This window comes from Thalassolituus pacificus, from assembly GCF_025318105.1.
GTDB lineage: Bacteria > Pseudomonadota > Gammaproteobacteria > Pseudomonadales > Oceanobacteraceae > Venatoribacter > Venatoribacter pacificus.
In genome coordinates, this window is sequence record NZ_JAOANI010000014.1 from 294,494 (window position 1) to 317,019 (window position 22,526).

General features: G+C 48.8%; 24 protein-coding genes and 1 tRNA gene. 16 read left to right on the top strand and 9 right to left on the bottom strand.

Translation table 11 applies throughout. From position 1 onward, the window contains the following. Positions 1 to 64: 64 nt before the first annotated feature. Both NYR02_RS06075 and pgm read left to right on the top strand, forming a co-directional pair. Entirely contained in the window at positions 65 to 574 is a 510-nt protein-coding gene (locus NYR02_RS06075) for an RNA methyltransferase (protein ID WP_260975486.1), read from the top strand. 290 nt (positions 575 to 864) lie between these two features. Next, the gene (pgm, locus tag NYR02_RS06080; protein ID WP_260975487.1) at positions 865 to 2,448 is read left to right on the top strand and encodes a phosphoglucomutase (alpha-D-glucose-1,6-bisphosphate-dependent); all 1,584 of its coding nucleotides are present in this window, start codon (positions 865 to 867) and stop codon (positions 2,446 to 2,448) included. Positions 2,449 to 2,711: 263 nt separating this feature from the next. Here pgm and NYR02_RS06085 read toward each other — a convergent pair whose 3' ends face one another. The 6 genes from NYR02_RS06085 to purM all read right to left on the bottom strand — a co-directional run bounded on the left by NYR02_RS06085 (position 2,712) and on the right by purM (position 8,201). Then, positions 2,712 to 4,607, bottom strand: coding sequence for a polysaccharide biosynthesis protein (locus NYR02_RS06085; RefSeq protein ID WP_260975488.1), 1,896 nt, complete (start codon positions 4,605 to 4,607; stop codon positions 2,712 to 2,714). A gap of 159 nt (positions 4,608 to 4,766) precedes the next feature. Further along, positions 4,767 to 4,842 (bottom strand) — tRNA-Asn (locus NYR02_RS06090). A gap of 126 nt (positions 4,843 to 4,968) precedes the next feature. After that, positions 4,969 to 5,550 (bottom strand): dCTP deaminase, encoded by a 582-nt coding sequence (dcd, locus tag NYR02_RS06095; RefSeq protein WP_260975489.1) that lies wholly within the window; start codon positions 5,548 to 5,550, stop codon positions 4,969 to 4,971. An 82-nt stretch (positions 5,551 to 5,632) separates the two neighbouring features. Continuing rightward, positions 5,633 to 6,433 carry a DUF3108 domain-containing protein gene (locus NYR02_RS06100; protein ID WP_260975490.1) on the bottom strand — a complete coding sequence of 267 codons (801 nt, stop codon included), beginning with the start codon at positions 6,431 to 6,433 and terminating at the stop codon, positions 5,633 to 5,635. Between the two features lie 44 nt (positions 6,434 to 6,477). Next, the gene (purN, locus tag NYR02_RS06105; RefSeq protein WP_260975491.1) at positions 6,478 to 7,152 is read right to left on the bottom strand and encodes a phosphoribosylglycinamide formyltransferase; all 675 of its coding nucleotides are present in this window, start codon (positions 7,150 to 7,152) and stop codon (positions 6,478 to 6,480) included. Continuing rightward, positions 7,149 to 8,201, bottom strand: a complete 1,053-nt coding sequence (purM, locus tag NYR02_RS06110; RefSeq protein ID WP_260975692.1) for a phosphoribosylformylglycinamidine cyclo-ligase — start codon at positions 8,199 to 8,201, stop codon at positions 7,149 to 7,151. Before purM ends, purN begins: the two co-directional genes overlap by 4 nt. 337 nt (positions 8,202 to 8,538) lie before the next feature. Between purM and NYR02_RS06115 the strand changes: the two genes are divergently transcribed. Continuing rightward, a complete protein-coding gene (locus tag NYR02_RS06115; RefSeq protein ID WP_260975492.1) occupies positions 8,539 to 9,549 on the top strand; it encodes a DUF2066 domain-containing protein in 1,011 nt (336 codons plus the stop codon). Continuing rightward, positions 9,550 to 10,257 carry a DnaA regulatory inactivator Hda gene (hda, locus tag NYR02_RS06120; protein WP_260975493.1) on the top strand — a complete coding sequence of 236 codons (708 nt, stop codon included), beginning with the start codon at positions 9,550 to 9,552 and terminating at the stop codon, positions 10,255 to 10,257. It begins immediately after the preceding gene. A gap of 179 nt (positions 10,258 to 10,436) precedes the next feature. On the opposite strand, the gene NYR02_RS06125 is transcribed toward hda, so the two are convergent. Continuing rightward, on the bottom strand, positions 10,437 to 11,621 hold the full coding sequence (locus NYR02_RS06125; RefSeq protein ID WP_338055933.1) for a pyridoxal phosphate-dependent aminotransferase: 1,185 nt from the start codon (positions 11,619 to 11,621) through the stop codon (positions 10,437 to 10,439). Between the two features lie 113 nt (positions 11,622 to 11,734). Here NYR02_RS06125 and uvrB point away from each other — a divergent pair, with 113 nt between their 5' ends. From uvrB to NYR02_RS06150, 5 genes are all read left to right on the top strand, one after another. After that, a complete protein-coding gene (gene uvrB, locus NYR02_RS06130) occupies positions 11,735 to 13,765 on the top strand; it encodes an excinuclease ABC subunit UvrB (protein WP_260975494.1) in 2,031 nt (676 codons plus the stop codon). Positions 13,766 to 14,123: 358 nt separating this feature from the next. Then, entirely contained in the window at positions 14,124 to 14,408 is a 285-nt protein-coding gene (locus NYR02_RS06135) for a type II toxin-antitoxin system TacA family antitoxin (RefSeq protein WP_260975495.1), read from the top strand. Continuing rightward, entirely contained in the window at positions 14,405 to 14,902 is a 498-nt protein-coding gene (locus NYR02_RS06140; RefSeq protein ID WP_260975496.1) for a GNAT family N-acetyltransferase, read from the top strand. The genes NYR02_RS06135 and NYR02_RS06140 overlap by 4 nt, the downstream gene beginning before the upstream one ends. A 439-nt stretch (positions 14,903 to 15,341) precedes the next feature. Beyond that, the gene (locus tag NYR02_RS06145; protein WP_260975497.1) at positions 15,342 to 16,052 is read left to right on the top strand and encodes a phospholipase D family protein; all 711 of its coding nucleotides are present in this window, start codon (positions 15,342 to 15,344) and stop codon (positions 16,050 to 16,052) included. A 14-nt stretch (positions 16,053 to 16,066) separates the two neighbouring features. After that, positions 16,067 to 16,903, top strand: coding sequence for a putative phage abortive infection protein (locus NYR02_RS06150; protein WP_260975498.1), 837 nt, complete (start codon positions 16,067 to 16,069; stop codon positions 16,901 to 16,903). On the opposite strand, the gene NYR02_RS06155 is transcribed toward NYR02_RS06150, so the two are convergent. Together NYR02_RS06155 and NYR02_RS06160 are read right to left on the bottom strand one after the other, a co-directional pair. Then, positions 16,887 to 17,291: a hypothetical protein gene (locus tag NYR02_RS06155; protein WP_260975499.1), complete on the bottom strand. Its 405-nt coding sequence runs from the start codon at positions 17,289 to 17,291 to the stop codon at positions 16,887 to 16,889. The genes NYR02_RS06150 and NYR02_RS06155 overlap by 17 nt on opposite strands. Positions 17,292 to 17,360: 69 nt before the next feature. Further along, complete coding sequence (locus NYR02_RS06160) at positions 17,361 to 17,600, bottom strand: hypothetical protein (protein ID WP_260975500.1); 240 nt, start codon at positions 17,598 to 17,600, stop codon at positions 17,361 to 17,363. Between the two features lie 211 nt (positions 17,601 to 17,811). On the opposite strand from NYR02_RS06160, the gene NYR02_RS06165 reads away from it, so the two are divergent. The 7 genes from NYR02_RS06165 (at position 17,812) to NYR02_RS06195 (ending at position 22,338) form a co-directional block, all read left to right on the top strand. After that, the gene (locus NYR02_RS06165) at positions 17,812 to 18,090 is read left to right on the top strand and encodes a hypothetical protein (RefSeq protein WP_225690777.1); all 279 of its coding nucleotides are present in this window, start codon (positions 17,812 to 17,814) and stop codon (positions 18,088 to 18,090) included. A gap of 419 nt (positions 18,091 to 18,509) precedes the next feature. Then, the gene (locus NYR02_RS06170) at positions 18,510 to 18,821 is read left to right on the top strand and encodes a hypothetical protein (RefSeq protein ID WP_260975501.1); all 312 of its coding nucleotides are present in this window, start codon (positions 18,510 to 18,512) and stop codon (positions 18,819 to 18,821) included. Beyond that, on the top strand, positions 18,822 to 19,055 hold the full coding sequence (locus NYR02_RS06175; RefSeq protein ID WP_260975502.1) for a hypothetical protein: 234 nt from the start codon (positions 18,822 to 18,824) through the stop codon (positions 19,053 to 19,055). 28 nt (positions 19,056 to 19,083) lie between these two features. After that, entirely contained in the window at positions 19,084 to 19,308 is a 225-nt protein-coding gene (locus NYR02_RS06180) for a hypothetical protein (RefSeq protein WP_260975503.1), read from the top strand. Positions 19,309 to 19,454: 146 nt separating this feature from the next. After that, positions 19,455 to 20,798, top strand: a complete 1,344-nt coding sequence (locus NYR02_RS06185) for an ICP22 family protein (RefSeq protein ID WP_260975504.1) — start codon at positions 19,455 to 19,457, stop codon at positions 20,796 to 20,798. Then, positions 20,795 to 21,178 (top strand): DUF2523 family protein, encoded by a 384-nt coding sequence (locus NYR02_RS06190; RefSeq protein WP_260975505.1) that lies wholly within the window; start codon positions 20,795 to 20,797, stop codon positions 21,176 to 21,178. The genes NYR02_RS06185 and NYR02_RS06190 overlap by 4 nt, the downstream gene beginning before the upstream one ends. After that, the gene (locus NYR02_RS06195) at positions 21,178 to 22,338 is read left to right on the top strand and encodes a zonular occludens toxin family protein (protein WP_260975506.1); all 1,161 of its coding nucleotides are present in this window, start codon (positions 21,178 to 21,180) and stop codon (positions 22,336 to 22,338) included. The genes NYR02_RS06190 and NYR02_RS06195 overlap by 1 nt, the downstream gene beginning before the upstream one ends. The last annotated feature ends 188 nt before the right edge of the window (positions 22,339 to 22,526 follow it).

Sequence of the window (22,526 nt, forward strand, 5' to 3'; positions counted from 1 at the left end):
ACCCGCTTTGGCGGGTTTTGTATTTTCAGTACCTTCATAAATAAAGGATTCTTACAAAGAGCTTATGGTTTATCTTGGTTTAGAAAACCCCAAAGATGCCGGTAACGTCGGTTCGGTTTTACGGGCGCTGGGGTGTTATCAGGCTGATGGCATCTTTTACACCGGCAGCCGTTATGACCGCGCGGTAAAGCACAGTACCGATACGCGTAACGTGGCAGAAAAAGCGCAGATGTCTCATGTCGGGAGTCTGCTTCTGGTTAAAGAGCAATTGCCGGATGATACCCGCCTGATTTGTGTGGAGCTGGTTGTAGGTGCAACGCCGCTGCCGGAATTTGAGCATCCCGAGCATGTGCTTTATGTGTTTGGCCCAGAAGATGGCAGTATCCCACAGGATATTGTCAGTGCTGCTGATGAGGTGGTTTATATCCCTACGGTCGGTTGTATGAATCTGGCGGCAACGGTTAATGTTGTGCTGTATGACCGCCTGGCAAAGCTTGGCCCGGCAAAGGACGTTAAATCAGGGGATGAGTTGATAAAAAGCAGTCGGGATAACCGAAACAGGCTGCGCGTGTAGGATTGTGCTGCGCCTTTGATTCTGTGGATAGCTTGTCGCAGGCATGGCCAGCTCCTACGGATAAATATCACGACAACAACGTCGCCCTCTGCATATCAATCGCGACAAAAATGTTGCTCCTACAAACAAATTGTGCAGAGCTGTGACGTTGCGGATAGCTTGTCGTAGGCATGGCCAGCTCCTACGAATAAATATCGTGGTAAAGTGCCACTTCTACTCACAAAGGTAGGAGTGGGCCATGTTCGTGATCAGTTATAACTGCAGACACAAGAATACAGGTTAATGAGGATATGGGTGTGATTCAGAATTTACAGGATGCTTTTTATGCGGTTAAGCCAGATGCCGCTGTCGAGGCACAGCGTGTTGCTTTTGGTACTTCCGGCCACCGTGGCTCGGCATTAAAAAGTACATTTAACGAATGGCATATTCTGAGTATTGCTCAGGCTGTTGCTGATTACCGTGTTCAGGCCAATATTACTGGCCCGCTGTTTTTAGGTTTGGATACTCATGCGTTATCCCGCCCGGCTTGGGAAATTACTCTGCAGGTGTTGGCTGCCAATAATGTTGAGGTGCGTATTGCTACGGATAATCAGGTTACTGCTACTCCCTTGGTAAGTCGCGCTATTCTGGTGTTTAACAACGATAAACCTGATAGGCTTGCAGATGGTATTATTATTACCCCGTCGCATAACCCTCCGGAAGATGGCGGTATTAAGTACAATACGCCCGATGGCGGCCCGGCTGATGGTAATGTGACAGGCTGGATTGAGCGCCGGGCAAATGAATACCTGCAAAGTGATTGTCAGGATGTAAAGCGAATCTCGCTTGATGAAGCTTTGCAGCAGGCGCAGGAATACGATTACATCGGACGTTATATTGCCGGGCTTGGGCAGGTTATTAATCTTGAGGCTATTCGTAAGTCTGGTCTGAAGTTAGGCGCGGATCCCATCGGAGGAACGGCCTTGCCAGTATGGCAGGCGCTGGCGAGCGGAAACGATCTTAATATCGAGGTGGTTAACGAAATTCTTGATCCGGCTTTTGCTTTTATGCCGCCAGATCACGATGGCCGTATCCGCATGGATTGTTCCAGTACCGCTGCAATGGCGAACCTGCTGATGATTCGGGATCAGTTCGATATCGCCTTTGGTAATGATCCGGACGCCGATCGTCATGGTATTGTGGATTCAGCCGGACTGATGAATCCGAATCATTTTTTATGCGTTTGCGTTGATTATTTATTAACCCACCGTCCGCAGTGGTCGGCAGCGCTGAAAATAGGAAAAACCCTGGTAACCAGTTCTATGATGGATCGGGTTGTTCAGGCCAATGGCCGGGATCTGTATGAAGTGCCAGTCGGCTTTAAATGGTTTGTGCGGGGGCTTTACAGCGGTGAGCTGGCGTTTGGTGGTGAAGAGAGTGCGGGTGCCAGCTTTTTAACCCTTGGCGGTAAACCCTGGTCTACCGATAAAGACGGTATTCTGCTTTGTCTGCTTGCTGCTGAAATCCTGGCTGTGACTGGCTTAAAACCATCCGAATATTACGCAAAACTGGTACAGCAACATGGCAATCCTGTTTACCGTCGCATTGATGCAGCGGCAACAGGGGAACAAAAATCAGCCTTTAAAAAACTAACCTCTGCCAGCATTACGGCTTCACAATTAGCAGGTTACGATATTATTGCAGTGCATACCGTAGCACCAGGTAATGGTGCTTCTATTGGTGGTATTAAAGTAAGTACTTCTGAGGGGTGGTTTGCCGCGCGTCCAAGTGGGACTGAAGATATTTATAAAATTTATGCCGAAAGTTTTGTCGGTGAGGAGCACTTAGGACAGTTGATTAATGAGGCGCAGAGTTTGTTGAGCGCGGTGCTCTGACAAGTCTTTCACTTTTTTAAAATGGCTGTTTTTATGATGGCTGTAAACAAAATGACCGCAACTGCGGGCATTTTTACACACCTGGCTCCCATGCTCTGCGTGGTAGCCCTTGCTGGTACAGTTGCATTCCCACGCGGAGCGTAGGAACGAGAAACTTATCGCGTCTTTTAAAATACCCGCTTTTTAGCGGGTATTTTTTATTATTAAAATGCTGTTGTGCTTGTACTCGGCAGGTAGCGCAGCCGTATTACAGGATGTGTATTTTAATGGCTCGCTTTTGATGCATTCAGTACCCAGTCCGGACACTCTCCCTGCTTGTCATAAGCGGCTGGGGCTTCAAGTAGTAGATTGATGACATCTTCAACTTTAAAGTCGTGACAGGCTTTGTCCAGGCGGTTCAGCAGGTTGTGCGTTTCTGGCCAGGATAAATGTACTTCGTTTGCAGTCATAATTCGTGGGTGATCAGTGCCTTCTACATTGTCACCAATTAACAATTCTTCGTAGAGCTTCTCGCCAGGTCGCAGTCCAGTGAACTGAAGCTCAATATCGCCATGGGGATTCTGCTCGGTCTTTTCGCTCAGACCAGACAGACGGATCATTTTTTTCGCGAGGCTGGTAATTTTAACGGGCTCGCCCATATCCAGTACGAATACATCACCACCTTTGCCCATTGCGCCAGCCTGAATGACTAATTGTGAGGCTTCGGGAATCGTCATAAAGTAACGAATAATGTCTGGATGAGTTACCGTTATTGGACCGCCATCTTTAATCTGCTTACGAAACAGTGGTACGACAGAGCCTGATGATCCCAGTACATTTCCAAAGCGCACCATGCAAAACAGAGTATCGCTTTGTCGTTCAGTCAGTGCTTGCAACACTAGCTCTGAAAAACGTTTCGAAGCTCCCATAACGTTGGTAGGGCGAACGGCTTTATCTGTCGATACCAGTACAAAACGCTCAACGCCTGCGGCTATTGCTGCCTCTGCACAATACCAGGTGCCGAACACATTATTGCGTACGCCTTCGACGACATTATGCTCGACCATTGGCACATGTTTATAAGCGGCTGCGTGGTAGATTGTTTGTACACGGAAAGTACGGAAAATCGTTTCAAGGCGGTTTTGCTTTTGTACTGAGCCAAGAATGGAAACAATATCCGTGTCTAGATGGTGAGTACTTTTAAGTTGCTGTAGCTCCTGTTCAATTGCATACAGGCTGTACTCATTCAATTCAAACAGAATTAATTGCTTCGGTTGCTGTAACAGTGCCTGACGACAGAGTTCTGAACCAATAGATCCGCCTGCTCCTGTAACCAACACAACTTTGTTGTGAAGATTATTTTTCAAAAGCTCCGTTCGTGGATTAACGCAATCACGTCCGAGTAAATCTTCAATTTCCACTTCCCTTACTTCTTCGATCCGGGCTTTTCCGCTGATGATGTCATTAACAGAAGGGGCGGTGAGCACTTCCAGTTTACTCTCCGTCAATTTCTCAATCAGCTGTTTACGTTCAGCGATGCTGGTGCGACCCAAAGCAAGCAGAATTTTTTTAATATGATAATGGTCGGTAATATTTTCGATGTCGCTGGCGCTGTGAACCTTCAGGCCATGAATGTTCATATTTTGTTTTTTGCTGTCATCGTCAATAAAAGCAAATGGACGATAGTGATCACTGCCCGTTAATGCGTTGGCAAGGGCAACCCCTTGCTGCCCAGCCCCATAAATTAATACCGGTTCACATTTTGCTTTACTCAATTGCGTAACGACACTGCGGATGAAGAGGCGTGGTGTGCCAAGCAAAGTAAAGGCGGTAAAGAAATAAATAATCAGGCTTGAGCGTGGCAGGTTAGCATGGGTAAAAAATGAGCTGCTGGCTAATGTTATGGCAGAAATGGCAATGCCGAGGGCAAGTGTTGTGAAAGCCTGACCAGTCATAAAGCGCACAACTGCCCGGTAAAGTCCAAGCCTTATAAAGACTGCCAGAGTTAATAAAGTTGTTATTAATGCGGCCGCAAGAATAGAGCCATCTAATTGCGGAGTCGCTGTTCCATATCGGAGAGCCAGCGCAAGATAAATTGCAGCAGGAATGGCTAATAAGTCATAGAAGACGGAGATAGAACGTTTTACTGGGCGGGAAGCATTCAGCAGGAAATCAATCATGGGGCTGAAATTCATCTAATTGTAATGTCCATGAAGTTTAGCAATATTTACGCTTTGCGTTAGACAACAAGCTGTAAATTATCAGAATTAATCAGGAAATAAGGGGATATTTGTCTCATCCTAAGACTATGCGGGTCTTGCAGAAGGGTGTTACTGAAGTGGCTCCCCGAGTTGGACTTGAACCAACGACCAATAGATTAACAGTCTACTGCTCTACCGACTGAGCTATCGGGGAACATCAGTAAGTGCGTGCATTATGCAAAGTGAGCTTTGGAGTGTCAACCACCTTTTTCGTTAAAGTGGTTGATTTTGTTAGCTTTTCTGAATTTTTATTAATTGCTTAATTAGTAATCTGTCGCAGTCAGTCTTTGGCAATCCGGCTGAAGGTCGCGCCTTTCTGATCACGGTATTTGGCATTTTCGCGTTTGTTGTAAGGACGCAGCGCAGGGCTTGAAAGCATTTCAAATGACATGGCACAAATCACCATGCCCGGGCGCAGAGCTAATGGCAATTTTCCGTTGTTGTAGAACTCCAGTACGATTTGCCCCTGCCAGCCCGGATCAATCCGTCCGGCGGTCACATGCACCATTAAACCTAGGCGGGCGAGGGAACTGCGGCCGTCCAGCCAGCCGACCAGATCGGCTGGCACGGTAACTGATTCGAGTGTCGCGCCGAGCACCAGTTCACCCGGGTGAATGAACAGGGCGTCATCGGCTTCAATTTCTATTTCTTTACTCATGATACGGTTGATGTCGCGTTCAAGCTGAATGCGGTCACCGGACAGGTCGAGGTGAGTAACGGAGTTGTTGTTGAATACGCGGAAGCGGTGATCCAGGCGCAGGTCTACGCTGATGCCGGCAATGGCATCGCTGGCTGGCTGTGGATCGATAACAATGCTGCCATCGGCAATGCGTTGTTCAATATCGCCGTCGCTGAGTCGCATGCTGTGCTTCCTGTGGAGTAAAAAAGAGCATGCAGTTTACCTGAAAAGCACAGGTGCGCGAAGCGGGTGATGCTCAGCTGCTTCAGTCTTTCAGGTCGGTAATATCAATCTGATAGCGGGTTTTACCTTTTTCTTTATCCACCAGGCGCACCAGTTGGTAATGGCGTTCAATCGCAAACCAGGCAAACACTTCGCGGCCTTTTTTCTGCCGCACCTGTTCAATTTTGATGGTTTTAAGCTTACCAATTTTAGTATTCAGCTGTTCTTCGCCAATAATCCGGAACTGAAAATCTTTAACACGTTTTTTTTCGAAGACGGAATAGTGCAGTGGATCGGCGTTCTGCTCATGTGCGTCCGGCTGAGCGAGGTCCAGGCTGGCCTGCAGCATATAAGTGAGGTTGTCCTGCACCTCATCTTCCCAGGCCTGGGGGTAGTCTTTATTGTTCTCCATGTCTTTAACAAGCTTTAAGTCTGGCGAGAACAGCAAGGTGCGGTCCGGTTCATTGAACAATCCACTGGCGCGGTAGCGGTACTCCAGCGGTTGTATCCGGCCCTGGTTCAGGCTGAATTCTGAGGTTTCCTTCAGTGCGGCGGCACTGGTTTCTGCCTCAAAGCTTAAAAGCCAATGGCCGCTGGCCAGTTGGCGCAGACTGCGTTCGGCTTCAATATCGACGCTGAACCAGCCAAGCTTCCACTCCGTTTTATAACGCGCGAAAAATGGCTGCAGTGTGGTCTGAACGCTATCGGGACTGGTGCTGTTTGTTGCGCTTGGTGCTGGAGTTGTTGGTGCTGGGGTTATTGGTGCCGGGGTTGCTGATGCGCTGTATGTAACGCAGGCGGTCAGCATGCACATAAAAAAACGGGGAAATAAGAAAGAAGTCATATCGGTCAGCCAAGTCCATTTGGCCAGAGTATATCGGAGCTGGTTCAGGACGTCAGTTGCAATCCCGTTGCAGGAATCACATTTCCATCCAGGCGGGCATGGTTGCCAATCATGCTCAGGCGGCCTTCAACAAACCATTTAACCGCAATCGGATAAATGACATGTTCCTGCAACTGTACGCGTTGCTGCAGGCTGTTGGCATCATCATCATCGTTCACAGCAATAACGGCCTGGATCACATTCGGGCCGCCATCCAGTTCTTCCGTCACAAAATGAACCGTCACTCCATGCTCGCTCTCGCCATCGTCCAGCGCACGCTGATGCGTGTTCAGGCCCTGATATTTAGGTAATAACGATGGATGGATATTGAGCATGCGGCCATGATAATGAGCAACGAAGTCCGCTGTCAGAATGCGCATAAAGCCAGCCAGAACCACCAGATCAGGGGCGAATTCATCAATCTGAGCCATCAGTGCGCGATCAAAATCCTCGCGACTGGTAAAGGCTTTATGATCAAGCACGACGACGGGTAAATCACGGTCGCGCGCTTTCTGTAAACCGGCCGCTTCCGGGCGGTTACAGATAACCGCTGCGACCTCAGCTTCCATGTTTTCATTTTTCACAGCATCGGCAATGGCAACCATATTGCTGCCACTGCCGGAGATCAGAATCACGATACGCGGTACGGCTGGCTTATCGTGGGTGCTGCTTTCGTTCATAGACTGCGGTTACCGATAAATTCAACCTGCTCGTCGGCTTCGCCTTTCGCCTGAATGTCACCAATCAGCCAGGCCTGTTCGCCTTCAGCGTTCAGCAGCGCAATGGCGGCATCGGCTTTTTCTTCCGGCAGGGCGACAATCATGCCGACACCACAGTTAAAGGTGCGGAACATCTCGGCGGTCGCTACTTTACCGTTGCTTTGCAGCCATTCGAATACGGCAGGCCATTTCCAGCTGTTGGTGTCGATAACGGCTTTGCAGTCGTCTGGTAACACGCGGGGAATATTTTCCTGGAAGCCGCCTCCGGTTACGTGACACATGGCGTGCACGTCGGATGCGTTGATCAGTTTGAGTGCAGATTTCACATAAATGCGGGTCGGCGCCATCAGTGCGTCAGCAACCGGCTGGCCATCCAGATCGGCGCTCAGGTCAGCAGCGGATACTTCAATGATTTTACGGATCAGGGAGTAGCCATTGGAGTGCGGGCCGCTGGAAGCCATGGCAATCAGCTTGTCGCCGGCTTTGACTTTACTGCCGTCAATGATGTCGTCTTTTTCAACGATACCGACGCAGAAACCGGCCAGATCGTAATCTTCGCCTTCGTACATGCCTGGCATTTCGGCAGTTTCACCACCGACCAGAGAGGCGCCGGCTTGTTCGCAACCATCGCCGATACCGCTGACAACCGCCGCTGCAACATCAACGTTCAGCTTGCCGGTGGCGTAGTAATCGAGGAAGAACAGCGGTTCTGCACCGGCAACCACCAGATCGTTGACACACATGGCGACCAGATCGATACCGATGGTGTCGTGCTTTTTCAGGTCCATTGCCAGGCGCAGCTTGGTGCCTACGCCGTCGGTGCCGGATACCAGGACCGGTTGGCGGTAGCCCTGTGGCAGTTCGAACAGGGCGCCGAAACCACCGAGTCCGGCCATCACTTCAGGGCGGCGGGTACGTTTGGCAACGCCTTTGATGCGCTCGACCAATGCATTTCCGGCGTCGATATCGACACCAGCGTCTTTGTAGCTCAGGGATTGTTGTTCACTCATGCCGTCGTCACTGGGTGGCCCATAGAAAGGCGCGTATTCTAACGATTTGTGCGCCATCCTGCATCATGGAAATGCGCAAATCTGAGAGTGCATGAAAGCTGCCGGAGTAGTCAGGATTTTGTTAAAAACGAATTCGAAAGACTTATTTATAATGCATAAATTGTACGGATTATTCGTTTTGCCGCGTTCCGGCGGGCTCATTATGGTTTTACACACCCGTATTCGCGGGTTCTTCTTCTTTAACCTGCGGGACAATTTCGGCCGCAGTAGTGGTTATATTGAGCTTTCGTGGCACAATACCGCCCGATTTGAATCTTCAGATGTAAGGAACCTGCCTGTGCGTGCAGCCAGTCTGATTTTATTGTTGTGTCTGAGTCTTGGCAGTCACGCGGTCATTGTGTCCGACCTTTATCAGGTGCGGGTGCCGGTGATCGATCAGTCGACGGCCAGTCGCCAAAGCGGTATTCAGGATGCTTTACAGCAAGTGCTGGTTAAAGTGTCCGGACAGGTCGAGAGCGTTCAGAGCGAGGTTGTACAGGCGGCGGCCTCGTCGGCCGAGCGCTATGTCAAAAGCTTTCGTTATAGCCGCGATGAAGCCGATGACGGCTTATTGCTGGAAGTACTCTTTGCACAGAACCTGATCGATGCCCTGTTAAAAGATGCGCAACAGCCGGTATGGGGCAAAAGCCGTCCGCTGGTGCTGCTGTGGCAGGGGGTTGAAGACGAGTTGCAACGCAAGGCGCTGAATCAGAACAGTGGCCCGTGGCGGGCACGCCTGGAACGCGCCATGAACGAGCGCGGTATTCCTTTATTGTGGCCGGCTCAGGATCTTGATGATGAGCTGGTATTGCCGGTTGAACGTCTGTGGGGATTATTTAAAGACGATGTGCAGAAGGCGTCGGCGCGCTATGCCACCGACGCGTTTATGGCGGGTCGCCTGGCGCCGGGGCGTGATAATGGCTGGCGCTATCAGGGGTTTATTCAGCACAAGGGCGATTGGCTCGACCTGCAGGCTGAAGGTGATGACGTCAATTCGGTACTGTTGCAGGTTGCCGATCAGGTCGCGGGTTTTCTTTCAGCCCGTTACGCCTTGCGCAGCGATGGTATTGCCGGTGGGCATCAGTTGATGATTCAGGGCGTGCAGAACTTCCGCCAATATCATGATGTGATCAGTTACCTTAACGCCAACGTCGCCGTTAACTCGGTGCGTGTGTTGGCGGTTAATCAGCAGGATTTAACACTGGAGCTGGATCTGGCGGCCGATTGGGCGCAGGTCTGGAGCACTCTGGCACTGGATAAGCGTCTGCTCGCAACTGAGCAGGAGCATGTTTTTAGCTGGCAGCCATAAATGCAGAGTATGGATCATCACCAACAACTGACGCTTTCGGTCGCCGTGCGCGACGATGCGCGCTTCGCCAATTATTACGCCGGCCCGAATGAGCAGATCGTGCAGTCGCTGCAGCAGCAGTGGACAACCCATGGCGAACCTTACCTGTATTTGTGGGGAGCTGCCGGTGTTGGTTGTAGTCACCTGCTGCAGGCATCCTGTCATTACGCTGAAGGGCTGGGGCATCAAAGCGTTTATTTGCCGCTTGATGAACTGGTTGAATACAGTCCGGCGGTACTGGATGCGATGGAGCAGTTGCCGCTGGTCGCGCTGGATAATATTCAGGCCGTTGCCGGTCGCCCGGATTGGGAAGAAGGACTGTTTCATTTATTCAACCGTATCCGAGACCGTCAGGGGCACCTGCTGATTGCTGCCAATCAGGGGCCGGGGCATATCGGCGTGCAATTACCGGATCTGTCGTCCCGCCTGAGTTGGGGCATGGTGTATCAGGTGGAGCCACTGGAAGATAACGATAAGGTGCTGGCGCTGTTGCTGCGGGCCAAGCGCCGTGGTCTGAATATGAGTGATGAAGTCGCGCGCTTTATTCTGACCCGGGGCCCGCGCGATATGCAGGGCTTGTTTGATTTGCTGGAGACTCTCGATCAGGCGTCACTGTCGGCGCAGCGTAAGCTGACCATTCCCTTTATTAAGGCGGAAATGGGCTGGTGATCCGGCATCCGGCGGTTTTCCTCGCTCCTACGCTCTGTGTTCCTCGTTCCTACGCTCCGCGTTGGAATGCAACTGTGTCAGCAAGGGCTATCACGCAGAGCGTGGGAGCCAGGTGACAGACATAAAAAAACCGCCAGCAGGCGGTTTTTTTATGTGCGTTAAACGTATTGCAAAAGCACTCAGCTGAGTGCTTTTTTGATGCGGTTCAGGGCATCTTCCAGAGTTTTCATGCTGGTTGCGAATGACAGACGCATATAACCCGGTGAGCCGAAGGCAGAACCCGGAACCAGCGCAACGCCCGCTTCCAGCAACAGTTTCTCGGCAAAGTCGACATCGTTATCGATACCGGCTTTTTCCATCGCACCTTTTACGTTCGGGAACGCATAAAATGCGCCGTCAGCCGGGATGCAGCTGAAGCCCGGAATGTCGTTCAGGGTCTGCACCACATAATCGTGACGCTCTTTGAATGCAGAGACCATAGGCAGGACACATTCACGGCCGCCATTCAGTGCGGCTTCTGCTGCCACCTGAGAGATGGAAGTTGGGTTTGATGTGCTCTGCGACTGTACTTTTTTCATGGCGCCAATCAGCTTCGCCGGTCCGGCGGCATAGCCGATACGCCAGCCGGTCATGCTGTAGGCTTTGGAGACGCCATTCAGCACGACGGTGCGGTCGTACAGTTCAGGGCAGACGGTGAGGATATTTTCGAAGGCGAAATCCGCCCACCAGATGTACTCGTACATATCATCAGTTGCGATCATGACATCCGGGTGCTGCAGCAGAACTTCAGCCAGTGCTTTCAGCTCGTCACCGGTATAGGCCACGCCCGACGGATTGGAAGGGCTGTTCAGTACCACCAGTTTGGTTTTTGGGGTAATGGCCGCTTGCAGCTGTTCGGCGGTGATTTTAAAGCGGGTGCTTTCGTCAGTTTCGATGATCACCGGTACGCCGCCGGCAATAACGACCATGTCCGGGTAAGAAACCCAGTAGGGTGCCGGAATAACCACTTCATCACCGGGATTCAGCAATGCCAGGCTCATGTTGAAAAAGCTTTGTTTACCGCCGCAGGACACCAGAATCTGGTTGGCTTCGTAGCTCAGGCCGTTGTCTTTCTGCAGCTTGTTAATGATCGCTTTCTTCAGACCCGGAGTACCATCCACTGCGGTGTACTTGGTAAAACCGTTGTTAATAGCCTCAACCGCCGCCTGCTTGATATGCTCGGGGGTATCGAAATCCGGCTCTCCGGCACCCAGACCAATAATGTCTTTGCCGGCAGCCTTGAGTTCGGCAGCACGGTTAGTCACGGCCAGTGTTGGGGATGGCTTGATCTGTTGAACGCGATCAGACAATTGCAGATCCAAAATGTGTATCCTCAATAACGCGATGGGCGGCGGCAGAAACGGGCGTAAAGCGCCAAATCCTGCCGGTAAAAAAAACCGTATAATGCTACTTGATTTAACCTTTAACTGGAATCCTGATGAGCAAGGCATTTGAGCTTTCTGCCAAATATTCTCCCGCTGGTGATCAGCCGGAAGCAATCCGCAAGCTGGTCGGTGGGGTTAATGCCGGTCTGTTGAAGCAAACCCTGCTGGGCGTGACCGGTTCGGGCAAAACCTACACTATGGCTAATGTGATCGCTCAGTGTCAGCGTCCGGCCATCATCATGGCACATAACAAAACGCTGGCCGCGCAATTGTACGGTGAGTTTAAAGAATTTTTTCCTGAAAACGCGGTTGAGTACTTCGTCTCTTACTACGACTACTACCAGCCAGAAGCCTATGTGCCATCATCTGATACTTTTATTGATAAAGACGCCTCGGTTAATGAGCACATTGAACAGATGCGGCTGTCGGCCACCAAAGCACTGATGGAGCGTCGTGACGCCATCATTGTCGCCACGGTATCGGCGATTTACGGTCTGGGTGATCCGGAATCTTACCTGAAAATGATGCTGCACATCGTGCGAGGCGATCATATTGATCAGCGCACCGTGTTACGCCGTCTGGCAGAGCTGCAATACACCCGCAACGATATGGATTTTCATCGCGGTACTTACCGGGTGCGCGGTGACGTGATTGATATTTTCCCGGCTGAAAGCGATGAAGAAGCGGTAAGGCTGGAATTATTTGATGACGAAGTTGAACAGATCAGCAGTTTTGATCCGCTGACCGGCGAGGTGTTGAACCGTCTGGCGCGCGTGACCATCTACCCGAAAACCCACTACGTGACTCCCCGTCAGCGTATTCTGGATGCCGTTGAAGGCATTAAAGTTGAACTGGAAGAACGCCTGCAATATTACCGCGACAACAATCTGCTGGTGGAAGCGCAGCGGCTCGAACAGCGTACCCGTTACGATATCGAGATGATGCAGGAGCTGGGTTATTGCTCCGGCATCGAAAACTACTCGCGTTATTTATCCGGGCGCGAAGAAGGCGCGCCACCGCCAACGCTGTTTGATTATATTCCTGATGACGCGCTGGTGTTTGTCGATGAATCCCATGTGACGATTCCGCAGATTGGCGGTATGTACCGCGGTGACCGCTCGCGCAAAGAAACCCTGGTGCAGTTTGGTTTCCGTTTGCCGTCGGCACTGGATAACCGGCCGATGCGCTTTGAAGAGTGGGAAAGCATTGTGCCGCAGTGCATATTTGTTTCTGCCACGCCGGGGAACTATGAAAAAGATCATCAGGATGCGGTGGTTGAGCAGGTTGTACGTCCGACCGGTCTGATTGATCCGGAAATTGAAGTACGCCCGGCGACCGGTCAGGTGGACGATGTGCTGCACGAACTGCGCGAGCGCGTCAGCAAAGGCGAACGTATTCTGATTACCGTGCTGACCAAGCGCATGGCCGAAGACCTCACCGATTTCTTGCTGGAGCAGGGTGTGCGTGTGCGCTATCTGCACTCGGATATTGATACCGTAGAGCGGGTGGAAATTATTCGCGACCTGCGTCTGGGCGAGTTTGACGTGTTGGTGGGCATTAACTTATTACGGGAAGGTCTGGATATTCCGGAAGTCTCGCTGGTGGCCATCTTTGATGCCGATAAAGAAGGCTTCCTGCGTTCAGAACGTTCACTGATTCAGACCATTGGCCGCGCAGCACGTAACCTGCATGGTAAGGCCATCCTCTATGCTGACCGTATTACCGATTCGATGCAGAAGGCCATTGATGAAACCGATCGCCGCCGCGAAAAACAGGTCGCGTTTAATACCGAGCATGGCATTACACCGGTCGGTGTGACTAAGTCGGTGGCCGATATTATGGATGCTGCGCCACCGCCGGGCAAAAAAGGCAAAGGCAAAAGTCGCGGACGTAAAGTGGCAGAAGACAAAGCCGGTTACGCCGCGGACGATTGGCAGGCATTGTCAGCGACTGAATTGGTCAAGCGGGTCGGCAAAGTGGAAGATCAGATGTTTAAGGCCGCCAAAGACCTTAACTTTGAAGAAGCAGCGCGCCTGCGCGACCTGCTGCATCAGATGAAAAATAAAATGATTGAGAACAGCTGATGCTGTTCTCACATGGTGTTGATTTTTGCAGTAGACGGCCGTTGAAACACACAATTGTGAAATGATCAGCCACAGAAACGAAAAAACCGGCCAGAGGCCGGTTTTTTAAATCTTGGTAGGACTAGCCAGATTCGAACTGGCGACCTCTACCATGTCAAAAAGATGGTCTAAAAACACTATCTGTATGATTTTAAAGGATTTTTCGTGTCTGTAATGGTGTGCCGTATTGTTCAGATACAACCGTTTTATACTGCTTTTATCGCTGGTTTCTTACTGTATATTCCTTTAACTTCTTTTGCTGGTAGGCACCAAAATGACGTACAATTGGTGTCTAGTGTTAAACCTCAGGAGTGTAGCCATGAGTGCTGTACAACAAATCAAAGATGAACGTATCAACCTCCGTCTGAAAAATCAGGCCAAGGCGGTGCTTGAGCGTGCGGCAAGCCTTGAGGGTAAAACGGTCAGCTCTTTTATTCTGGCAAGTGCCCTGCAACAGGCAGAACAGACCATCGCTGAACACGAAGTGATGAAACTGAATGCTCAGGATGCCCGTGCCTTTTTCGAAGCTCTGGGGTCTGTAAAAGCCAACGACAAGCTGAAAGCTGCCTTTGCTGCTCATGATCGTCGTGTGACCAGCAGATGACAGAACTGATTATCGAAGAACTGAATGGCGGCCATAACAGGCCGTCTTTTGTATGTGGCAATCCATCCCTTGATACCTACCTCAAACGCCAGGCCAGTCAGGATGTAAAGCGCAGTATTGCCCGTGTGTATGTGGCGACAAAGCCGGATAACGAGTCTGACATTGTTGGCTACTACACACTCAGTACCTTGTCTGTTGATCTGTCTGCCTTGCCTTCTGACCTGCTGAAAAAGCTCCCCAGACACCCACTACCGGCAGCATTGATCGGACGGCTCGCAGTCTCTGAACAGAGTCAGGGGCAGGGGATTGGCGCTCTTCTGCTTGTTGATGCGATTAAACGAACCATCGCAGTGAGTTTAAGCATTGGTATTTATGCCGTGGTGGTCGATGCCATTGACGATAATGCAGCAGCTTTCTATCAAAAATTCGGTTTTATCAGACTGGCAAAAGGCGACAACCGTTGGTTCCTTCCATTGAGTGCCTTTGCTAGTTGATCGGGCTTATAGTTACTGCTTTAGTTCTTTAGTACCACATTTAATCGATTGGCCTTTGATTCCTTTACGTCGCTGTTACTTTCTCTGGGTATCGACAAAATTGTTATTTTGTCTTTGCACTCAATAATCAATACCTTTTAGGAGAATGAAATGGCAGTTAAACATACACCGACTAATGAAGTTCATAAGGGCGTCAAAGGCGGAAAGACCGGTTGCGGTTTTAATACCAATGAGAACCCAAGTCACTGGGTTAGCAGTAATGAGCGTATTACTTGCGATAAAAATGGATGTAAAAACTAAGCTCTTGTAAAACGTTGTACAGATGCCTGTTGTACGGGGTTATGTCGTCCCGTTTGGCATTTTCTTTTGGTCTCTTTCCCCTTTGTGTCTAAGGCGTTACTATTGACCATATTGTTACAACGGATGTACATGGCAGTTTATGGCTAAGTTCCTTAATACCACCTCGCTAAACTTCTATTTAGAAGAGCTGATCAAGAAATCTACTAAGAATCTCATCCTGATCAGTCCGTACCTGAAGATAAACACCCGCCTGAAAGAACTCCTCGCGTTCAAGGCTGACTCTGAATGCAAAATCCGTATCGTGTACGGCAAAAAAGAAATGGCTCCGGCAGAACAGGAGTGGCTGGCAACTCAGAAGCATATCCGGGTGCAGTTCTGTAAAAATCTCCATGCCAAGTGCTATATGAATGATCGCTACGCCATCATTTCCAGCCTGAATCTCTATGAGTTCAGTCAGGTTAATAACAATGAAATGGGCCTGTTGATTGACCGTGCTGCTGATACAGACGCATTTATCGATACCTTTGAAGAGGTATCCCGAATCTTCAGGATCAGTGAGGCAGTGTCATTTGGCGACAACATAGAAGAGCCAGAAGATAATGCCTCTCAGGATGAACAGGAAGAAGACAGTTCAGATCATGAGCAAAAGCTAACAACCTCTAAGCTGGCCAAAAAGTACAAAATGAAAACACCAGAAGCTCTTATTCGCTTATGTGAATTAGGGTATTTAGAGCTACGCGATGATCGTCATTATCTGACGGATAAAGGAAAGGACGTCGGTGGTGAATTCCGGCTAGGGCGACACGGTATTTATTTTCTATGGCCTTCAGAGTTTAAGGTTTCAAACTGATATTTGAGGTAAAAATGAAACTGTCAAAAGTGATTTTAAAGCCAGTAGGCTTTATGCTGTTTTTTGTGTTGCTTTTCTTTCTGATTTATACGGGAATTATTATTTATAATATATGGCCTATTGAATCGACAACGTTATCTCAGGCAGGTAGTTTTGGTGATGCGTTTGGAGTTCTAACGTCATTATTTTCAGCTCTTGCTTTTGGTGGCTTGATGATCACTATTTGGCAGCAGCAGCAAGAGATTGACATCAATCGACAAGATAGCAAGATTCAACATTTTGAAAATGTCCTTTTTAAAATGATGGAAATGCTAAATGAAATGGTTTCAGACTTTGATGTTCAGAGGATTAATAAAGTTCATATTAGTGGAGGAGATTCTAATAATGAATATGTAGTTCTTTCGTCTGGGCGAGATTGCTTCTATTATTGGTATACTAAATTAAAGAAGAGCCATGATCAGGTTATTACTACCAGTAACCGTACTCGTAGAAAGAATCGTAAGCCAATTGAATTGGTAAATAACTTTTATGGTGAATTTTGGAAGGGATGGAGTAAGGATTTAGGGCATTATTTTAGATTTTTATACAGGATTATGCGCTATATCGATGATTCTGATATGGAGGATAAGAAAAAATACACTAATATACTTCGCGCGCAGTTTTCTGATTATTCTTTGGTTTTGCTGTTTTATAATTGTCTTCATAGCAATGGTGTGGAAAAATTTAAACCTTTGTGTGAAAAGTACGAGATATTTAATAATCTTCCTGATGATCTTTTGTACGATAAGGGGCATAAGTCTCTTTATGAGTCTACAGCTTTTGGATCTGTTAGTCTTACTGAGAAGGTGTAGTTTCAATTAGTAGCCATAAGCAATTCTGCGACATGGCTGCTATTTCTTCCGGCCTTCTTTTTTTAATCATGCTTGTGTATTCCTCTGTTTCTTCCTCTGCATTCTCTCTTTCTATCTGATCGTAACCGTCGAATATCCGATAGAATACCTTGGCGTATTGCTTATTTTTTTCAGCATGCTGTTCCAGAAAATCAAGATCATCTAATTTGTATTCAATGGCTGCTTCGAACATTTCGCCGTATTGTCTGTGTGTCTCTGCACAGACCAGGATTTGAGAGGGGATGGTTTGGAAGTCGGTCAGTTTTACATCACCTGCTATTTCTTCAGTACAGGCTGATAGAAAGATCATTAGTGATAGGGGTATGGTAATATTCTTTGGTCGAAACATTTTAAAAGTCCTTTTTTAAATGTCTTTTCAAGCCGCTACCATTTCCATCTGTCAGCGGCTTTTTTGCAATCAGCCAGCCTTGGGGGTTGGCTTTAAGCTTGTTTGTGTCCGTTTGGTCATAGGGCTGATCTGGCCAGCTTCTGGCAGCTCATCTCCAGTTGCTAACCAATAGCAATACTCTGGACAAACTGATTTAAGTGCTTCTATTTCAATTGCCCTTAGTTCGGCTTTTCCGCTTTTGACGTTTTTCCACCGGTCAGCCTTGATTCCCGTTCTTTCTTCTAGAAATGGCGACTTAATCTTCTCCATGTCCATCCATAGAGCAAGTCTTTCGTTTGGGGTTCTTCCCATAGAAAAATAATATAGAGTATTTACTATCCGTTATCTGGTAATAATTACTCGTTTCCTCTAAAGTTCAGTTGTCAGGGTGTTGCAGCACCCGCTTAAAAGTTCGTAACCGCCCAAGCTATCGGAAAGCGTACCAGCCGTAAAGCGCTGATAGGTGGGCAAGGAGCCAGCAATGGACGCTTTAACTACTCAGGCCATACAGCCACCAATCCCCACACAAGGGGAATTGCTCTCAATTTCTCCTGCGGTCGTCATTCAGGAATACGTGAATGCCGAACGTGACCAGTGCTGCCATCTGGCAGAAGTGGCACTCCGCTATCTGATCTTTCAGATCATTACCGACAAGCCGAACGAAGAAATAAAACGCTTCGCAAACCAGATTCGTCTTGACCTGAACGACGAGCGTCAACAACGAGCGCGTGAACGCATTCTGAGCTTTGCAGCCTCCTGAATTTTATTCCTGACCCCGTTAATCCTGCGCGGGGTCAGTTCATCAAAGCAGGACGAATTGAATGAGGATTTTCAAAATGGAATATGAAATGTCTGTGTATGTTCTCGGTGCCAGTAGTATTGAGTATCCGGAAGGCCAGTCTATTAACAATATCTTTGCATTATTGCCGCCTTCCACTTCTGAATTGGCTAACTCCCGTGGATATCGTTCCTCACGCATATCGTGTGAAAAGTCGGTTCTGAATTCGCTCCCGGCAGATATTTCTGACTACCCAAAATTAGTAACCGTCATAGCTGTTAACCGCTCTAAGCGTGGCGAATCTGTACCTCATATCTTGTCGGTCAAGTAATTGTTTTCCTGATCCCGTTAATCCTGCGCGGGGTCAGTTCATCAGAGCAGGAAACACATAGGAAATTATCATGGCAACAATTAGCGAACGTACCGTTTTTGGCTTTAAGAAAACCATTGTAGATGGGGTTGTGTATGCCTCTATCTACGTGGGCTTTCAAACAGACGAAACTGATCATGCTGAAGGCATGGGCGGTTATCAGATCACCCGTATGTCTTGTGACCCTCATGTCTGCGATGCACTCGACCCACGGGCAGCGTATCCAATCAATGTCCGGCTTTCAGTTCGGCAAAAAATCAAATCCGGAACCATGACAGAGTTTGCGATGAAGGTGCTGCCGGATGCGTCTTCACCGGCTTCAGCCCCGAAGAAGACAGCGTAAATGAAAATCCTGATTTGTGATCAGCCAGTAATTGACGGCTCTGGCTATGTTCAGTGCACGTCGTGGCAGATGGCTGATTATGAATCGCTAGTACAGATGTCGGATTTTAACCAGCTGGTTGACCTGCTGCGTTTTGATCCGGCGCTGTTCGCAATGATTACCGGTGGTCTGTTGCTCTCGTTTATCGGTGCTCATGTTACCGGCCTCATTGTGAAAACTTTAAACCGCACCTAGTGCAAACCATTAAATCAGGGGAAACCTTATGAAAAAAATCACTCAACGCCTGAACGCATCCGCTCGCCGTGCTGCGTTCGTAATCACCGGTACTGTTGCCAGTTCTGCTGCATTCGCGGATACCGCAACGGACATCACTGAGGCTTTTGCCACTGGTGAGAGCAACTACCAGTTGGCAGTGACCGGTATTGTCGGTATTGCAGCCATCGGTGTGGCTGTTGGCTTCATCCTTGGCATGTTGCGTCGTTCGTAATCATGCTGGTAACTGTCCTGCTCTGTTTAGCCGTGCACAGCTCGTTTGTATTCGGGTACTACACGGGCAGGATCAGTTAAGCGACTGGGCGTCGTTAAGGGCCGGTTATCCGGCCTTTTCTTTGGCTAATATTCCGGGTCGTTGATATGAAATACCTGATTTTATTGCTCGCTTTTTATTCTGCTTATTCATTTTCATCTATAGATGAATCCTGTCCGTACGGTTATAGAAACGGTATTTTTGCAGTAACTTCTTACTGGTGTGGCTATAATTCAGATACTGCTAATTGTGAATCATATGATGTTCCTACTGGTGCATCTGAATGTAAGCTTTATGCGACATTTCCGAACGGTGATCAGCGTTTTTGCCCTTTCGTCGTTGCATCCCAGGATTGTGCCTCTATTCCTAACGATGATACTCATGAGGGCGGCTGTTATCCCGACGGTGCTCTGCAGGGCACTGGTTATTGTGATGGTGTCCAGCAGAAAGAATGTACTAGTCCATCTGGTGAAATCTTTCTTGTTGAGTCTTCTAAGTCCTGTTCAAGTTATTGTGAGGGCTCCGGTCGTGATTTCCAGGGGATGCCAGGTCCTGCTGATATTCATAGTTGTGATGGTCCATACGGCGACCCCAATACCCATGCTGAAAACTCTTGTTTAAATTATTTAGCTCAAAATCCTAACGGCATTTGCCAGTCTTCTACAGATGATCCGTCAACGTCTAATGATGAATCTAAAAACTGTTACGACTACTCTCCTACTTCCGGCGGTGCCGTTGAAGTTATGTTTACTGCTTGCCGCAATCTCGGCGGTAACGGCACAGAGCCTGGTGATGGCACAGAACCGGGCGACGGCACAGAACCGGGCGATGGCACAGAACCGGGCGACGGCTCAGAACCCGGCGATGGCTCACAGCCTGGGGATTCAAATAATGACGGTGTTCCGGATAACTGCGAGTCTGCTGTTCAGAATTTTCAGTGCCCAACTGAACAGGGCTATAAAGTCATTGTTCAGGATGCTGCTACTTGCTCTCTGCTTTGCCAGCCTCCCTCTACTGATCCAACAGACCCAACAGGGCCCGGAACGGGTGATGGCGGCGATTCTGGTGGCGGCGATACCGGTGGTGATGGCGGCGGCACCACCGATCCTACCGATCCGGGTACAGGTGGCGGCGGTACCGGTGGCGATAACCCAACGGGTGACCCTCTGGGTATCGATAACTTCTCAAGTCTTAAAGAAAAAGTTGCCGCTAAAAAAGGCGAATATTTCGACAAGCTGGAAGAGTATCAGGATCGTTTTTCAGACTTACTGAAGCTGAACAACAACAGCTCAGGCAGCCCGTTTGGTAGCAATAAACTGAACATATTCGGTGTTGATATTGAATTCGGCACCATACGCTTTCAGCCGTTCCTAGATTTCTTACCTGCATTAATTCTATTCATGGCTTCTGTTTATGCAGCATTCATTCTGTTAGGGGGGATGCGTAAATGATTCGCTATATTCCACTGTTTTTATTATTGGCTATTCCGGTTTCTGGCTGGGCTGCTGATTCAGGATCAGCTGTTGAAACCTTGTCTATGTATGACTCGCTGTTCACCACCGAATCTTATACGTGGATAGATACCGTGTTTGAACGGGTCGCTGCCTGGCTGATTCTCTGGTGGTTGGAAATCAAGCTGTTTGCAGTTGCTTTTAGCTATGACATTGCAGTCCATCTGGTGCAGCAGCTGGGTATCGTTAATCAGATAAAAAGCACCATGTCTGGCCTTAGTCAGCAGGTGTACGCATTTCTTGATTACCTCAATGTGCTTGAAGCCTTAAATATTGTGCTGTCAGCCCATGCTGCACGTCTGGTTCTGGGGATCATGTAATGACTGCCGTTATTCATCATGGTCCACCGGGATCATATAAAAGCTTTTCCATTGTGCAGAACGTCGTCATTCCTGCATTGCAGCAGGGGCGGACTGTCTGCACCAATATCCGTGGTCTGGATGATATCGAACGTATCAAGTCAGCAATGGCCATTGATGTGCCGGCAGAAGCTCGCCTGATCGCAATCAAACATGACAGCGATGAAGGCTTTGAGTACATGGCTAAGTTCTTTCAGTGGGCACCACCGGGTGCGCTGATCGTGATGGATGAAGGCCAGCGGGTTTACCCAACACGTTTAAAAACACTGTCCGTATTCGATACGCCAGACTCCGAAAAAGAAACCTTAGACAGTGGTGTTCAGCGTCCCAGTACCGTTGAAAATGCCTTCGACCAGCACCGGCACATGAACTGGGATATTTATATCAGCACCACCAATATCGGGAAAATACACAAAGAAGTACGGGCGGTTGCCGAATACGCATACCGTCATCGTGAAATGTCCGGCGTCGTGCCGTGGTGGAAAAACTCATGGCGGGAATTCAAACATGATGCAGAAACCAGCGGAAAATCCGTTAGTCACTATATCGGAACCCCAGTCCGTAGAAAGGCAGACCCCAGAGTCTTCGAGTGCTACCAATCAACAGCAACAGGGCAAGCTAAAGGGTCTAGCGAAAATAAAAGTATTTTTGCTGATCCAAAGTTACGAGTACTGCTCGGATTTATTGCATGTGTTGTTGTCTGGTTTTTCTACAATCTGGTCAAAGTCGTGGAACATTATTCGGACAGTGAGCCTGTACTTGCTCCGCAGAATATTCCGCATTTTGTTGATGCTCCTGATCATGTACCTGATGGCCGGGGCCATGCGTCTGATCCTGAGACTGTTAGTGGTTTAAAAACAGAAACCATTGATATTGTACAGGGACGAAAAATCTACTACACCGGCACGTTTAATCTGCACCACTTCAGCCTCGTGTCAGACGACGACTATATCAGCCTGACCTCAGATGATTTCAAAGCAGCAGGGTATGAGGTTCAAAAGCTATCCCGCTGTCTCGTCCGTATTGCATCACCGCGAATTACCTATTTTGCACTGTGCTCACCAGAGCCCATAGAACAAGCCCCTGAGCCTGTTATTGCCCAAGTGCTGCCAGGCGGATAGCTCATTCCTGATTAACCGGTTTTGGAAGTTCTGTTGGTTGTATGAATGTTTAAAAAGAAAAGTCTGATTGAAAGATTGTTAGTAGTAGGGGCGGCTTGTCCGCAAGAGGTAGAACGAAGTTCGTAGGACGTGAGTCCTGATCCTGTGGGTCAAACCGCTTGCGTGTTTGTCCACGGGACTAACTTATG

Bases quoted from the DNA above. Each gene is read 5' to 3' on its own strand.
- NYR02_RS06165 (WP_225690777.1), top strand. From the start codon at position 17,812: ATGGACGCTTTAACTACTCAGGCCATACAGCCACCAATCCCCACACAA.
- NYR02_RS06180 (WP_260975503.1), top strand. From the start codon at position 19,084: ATGAAAAAAATCACTCAACGCCTGAACGCATCCGCTCGCCGTGCTGCG.
- NYR02_RS06135 (WP_260975495.1), top strand. From the start codon at position 14,124: ATGAGTGCTGTACAACAAATCAAAGATGAACGTATCAACCTCCGTCTG.
- NYR02_RS06155 (WP_260975499.1), bottom strand. From the start codon at position 17,291: ATGTTTCGACCAAAGAATATTACCATACCCCTATCACTAATGATCTTT.
- hda (WP_260975493.1), top strand. From the start codon at position 9,550: ATGCAGAGTATGGATCATCACCAACAACTGACGCTTTCGGTCGCCGTG.
- NYR02_RS06160 (WP_260975500.1), bottom strand. From the start codon at position 17,600: ATGGAGAAGATTAAGTCGCCATTTCTAGAAGAAAGAACGGGAATCAAG.
- purM (WP_260975692.1), bottom strand. From the start codon at position 8,201: ATGAGTGAACAACAATCCCTGAGCTACAAAGACGCTGGTGTCGATATC.
- NYR02_RS06195 (WP_260975506.1), top strand. From the start codon at position 21,178: ATGACTGCCGTTATTCATCATGGTCCACCGGGATCATATAAAAGCTTT.
- NYR02_RS06150 (WP_260975498.1), top strand. From the start codon at position 16,067: ATGAAACTGTCAAAAGTGATTTTAAAGCCAGTAGGCTTTATGCTGTTT.
- NYR02_RS06190 (WP_260975505.1), top strand. From the start codon at position 20,795: ATGATTCGCTATATTCCACTGTTTTTATTATTGGCTATTCCGGTTTCT.
- pgm (WP_260975487.1), top strand. From the start codon at position 865: ATGGGTGTGATTCAGAATTTACAGGATGCTTTTTATGCGGTTAAGCCA.
- NYR02_RS06145 (WP_260975497.1), top strand. From the start codon at position 15,342: ATGGCTAAGTTCCTTAATACCACCTCGCTAAACTTCTATTTAGAAGAG.
- NYR02_RS06085 (WP_260975488.1), bottom strand. From the start codon at position 4,607: ATGATTGATTTCCTGCTGAATGCTTCCCGCCCAGTAAAACGTTCTATC.
- dcd (WP_260975489.1), bottom strand. From the start codon at position 5,550: ATGCGACTCAGCGACGGCGATATTGAACAACGCATTGCCGATGGCAGC.
- NYR02_RS06075 (WP_260975486.1), top strand. From the start codon at position 65: ATGGTTTATCTTGGTTTAGAAAACCCCAAAGATGCCGGTAACGTCGGT.
- NYR02_RS06140 (WP_260975496.1), top strand. From the start codon at position 14,405: ATGACAGAACTGATTATCGAAGAACTGAATGGCGGCCATAACAGGCCG.
- NYR02_RS06185 (WP_260975504.1), top strand. From the start codon at position 19,455: ATGAAATACCTGATTTTATTGCTCGCTTTTTATTCTGCTTATTCATTT.
- NYR02_RS06175 (WP_260975502.1), top strand. From the start codon at position 18,822: ATGAAAATCCTGATTTGTGATCAGCCAGTAATTGACGGCTCTGGCTAT.
- uvrB (WP_260975494.1), top strand. From the start codon at position 11,735: ATGAGCAAGGCATTTGAGCTTTCTGCCAAATATTCTCCCGCTGGTGAT.
- NYR02_RS06100 (WP_260975490.1), bottom strand. From the start codon at position 6,433: ATGACTTCTTTCTTATTTCCCCGTTTTTTTATGTGCATGCTGACCGCC.
- purN (WP_260975491.1), bottom strand. From the start codon at position 7,152: ATGAACGAAAGCAGCACCCACGATAAGCCAGCCGTACCGCGTATCGTG.
- NYR02_RS06170 (WP_260975501.1), top strand. From the start codon at position 18,510: ATGGCAACAATTAGCGAACGTACCGTTTTTGGCTTTAAGAAAACCATT.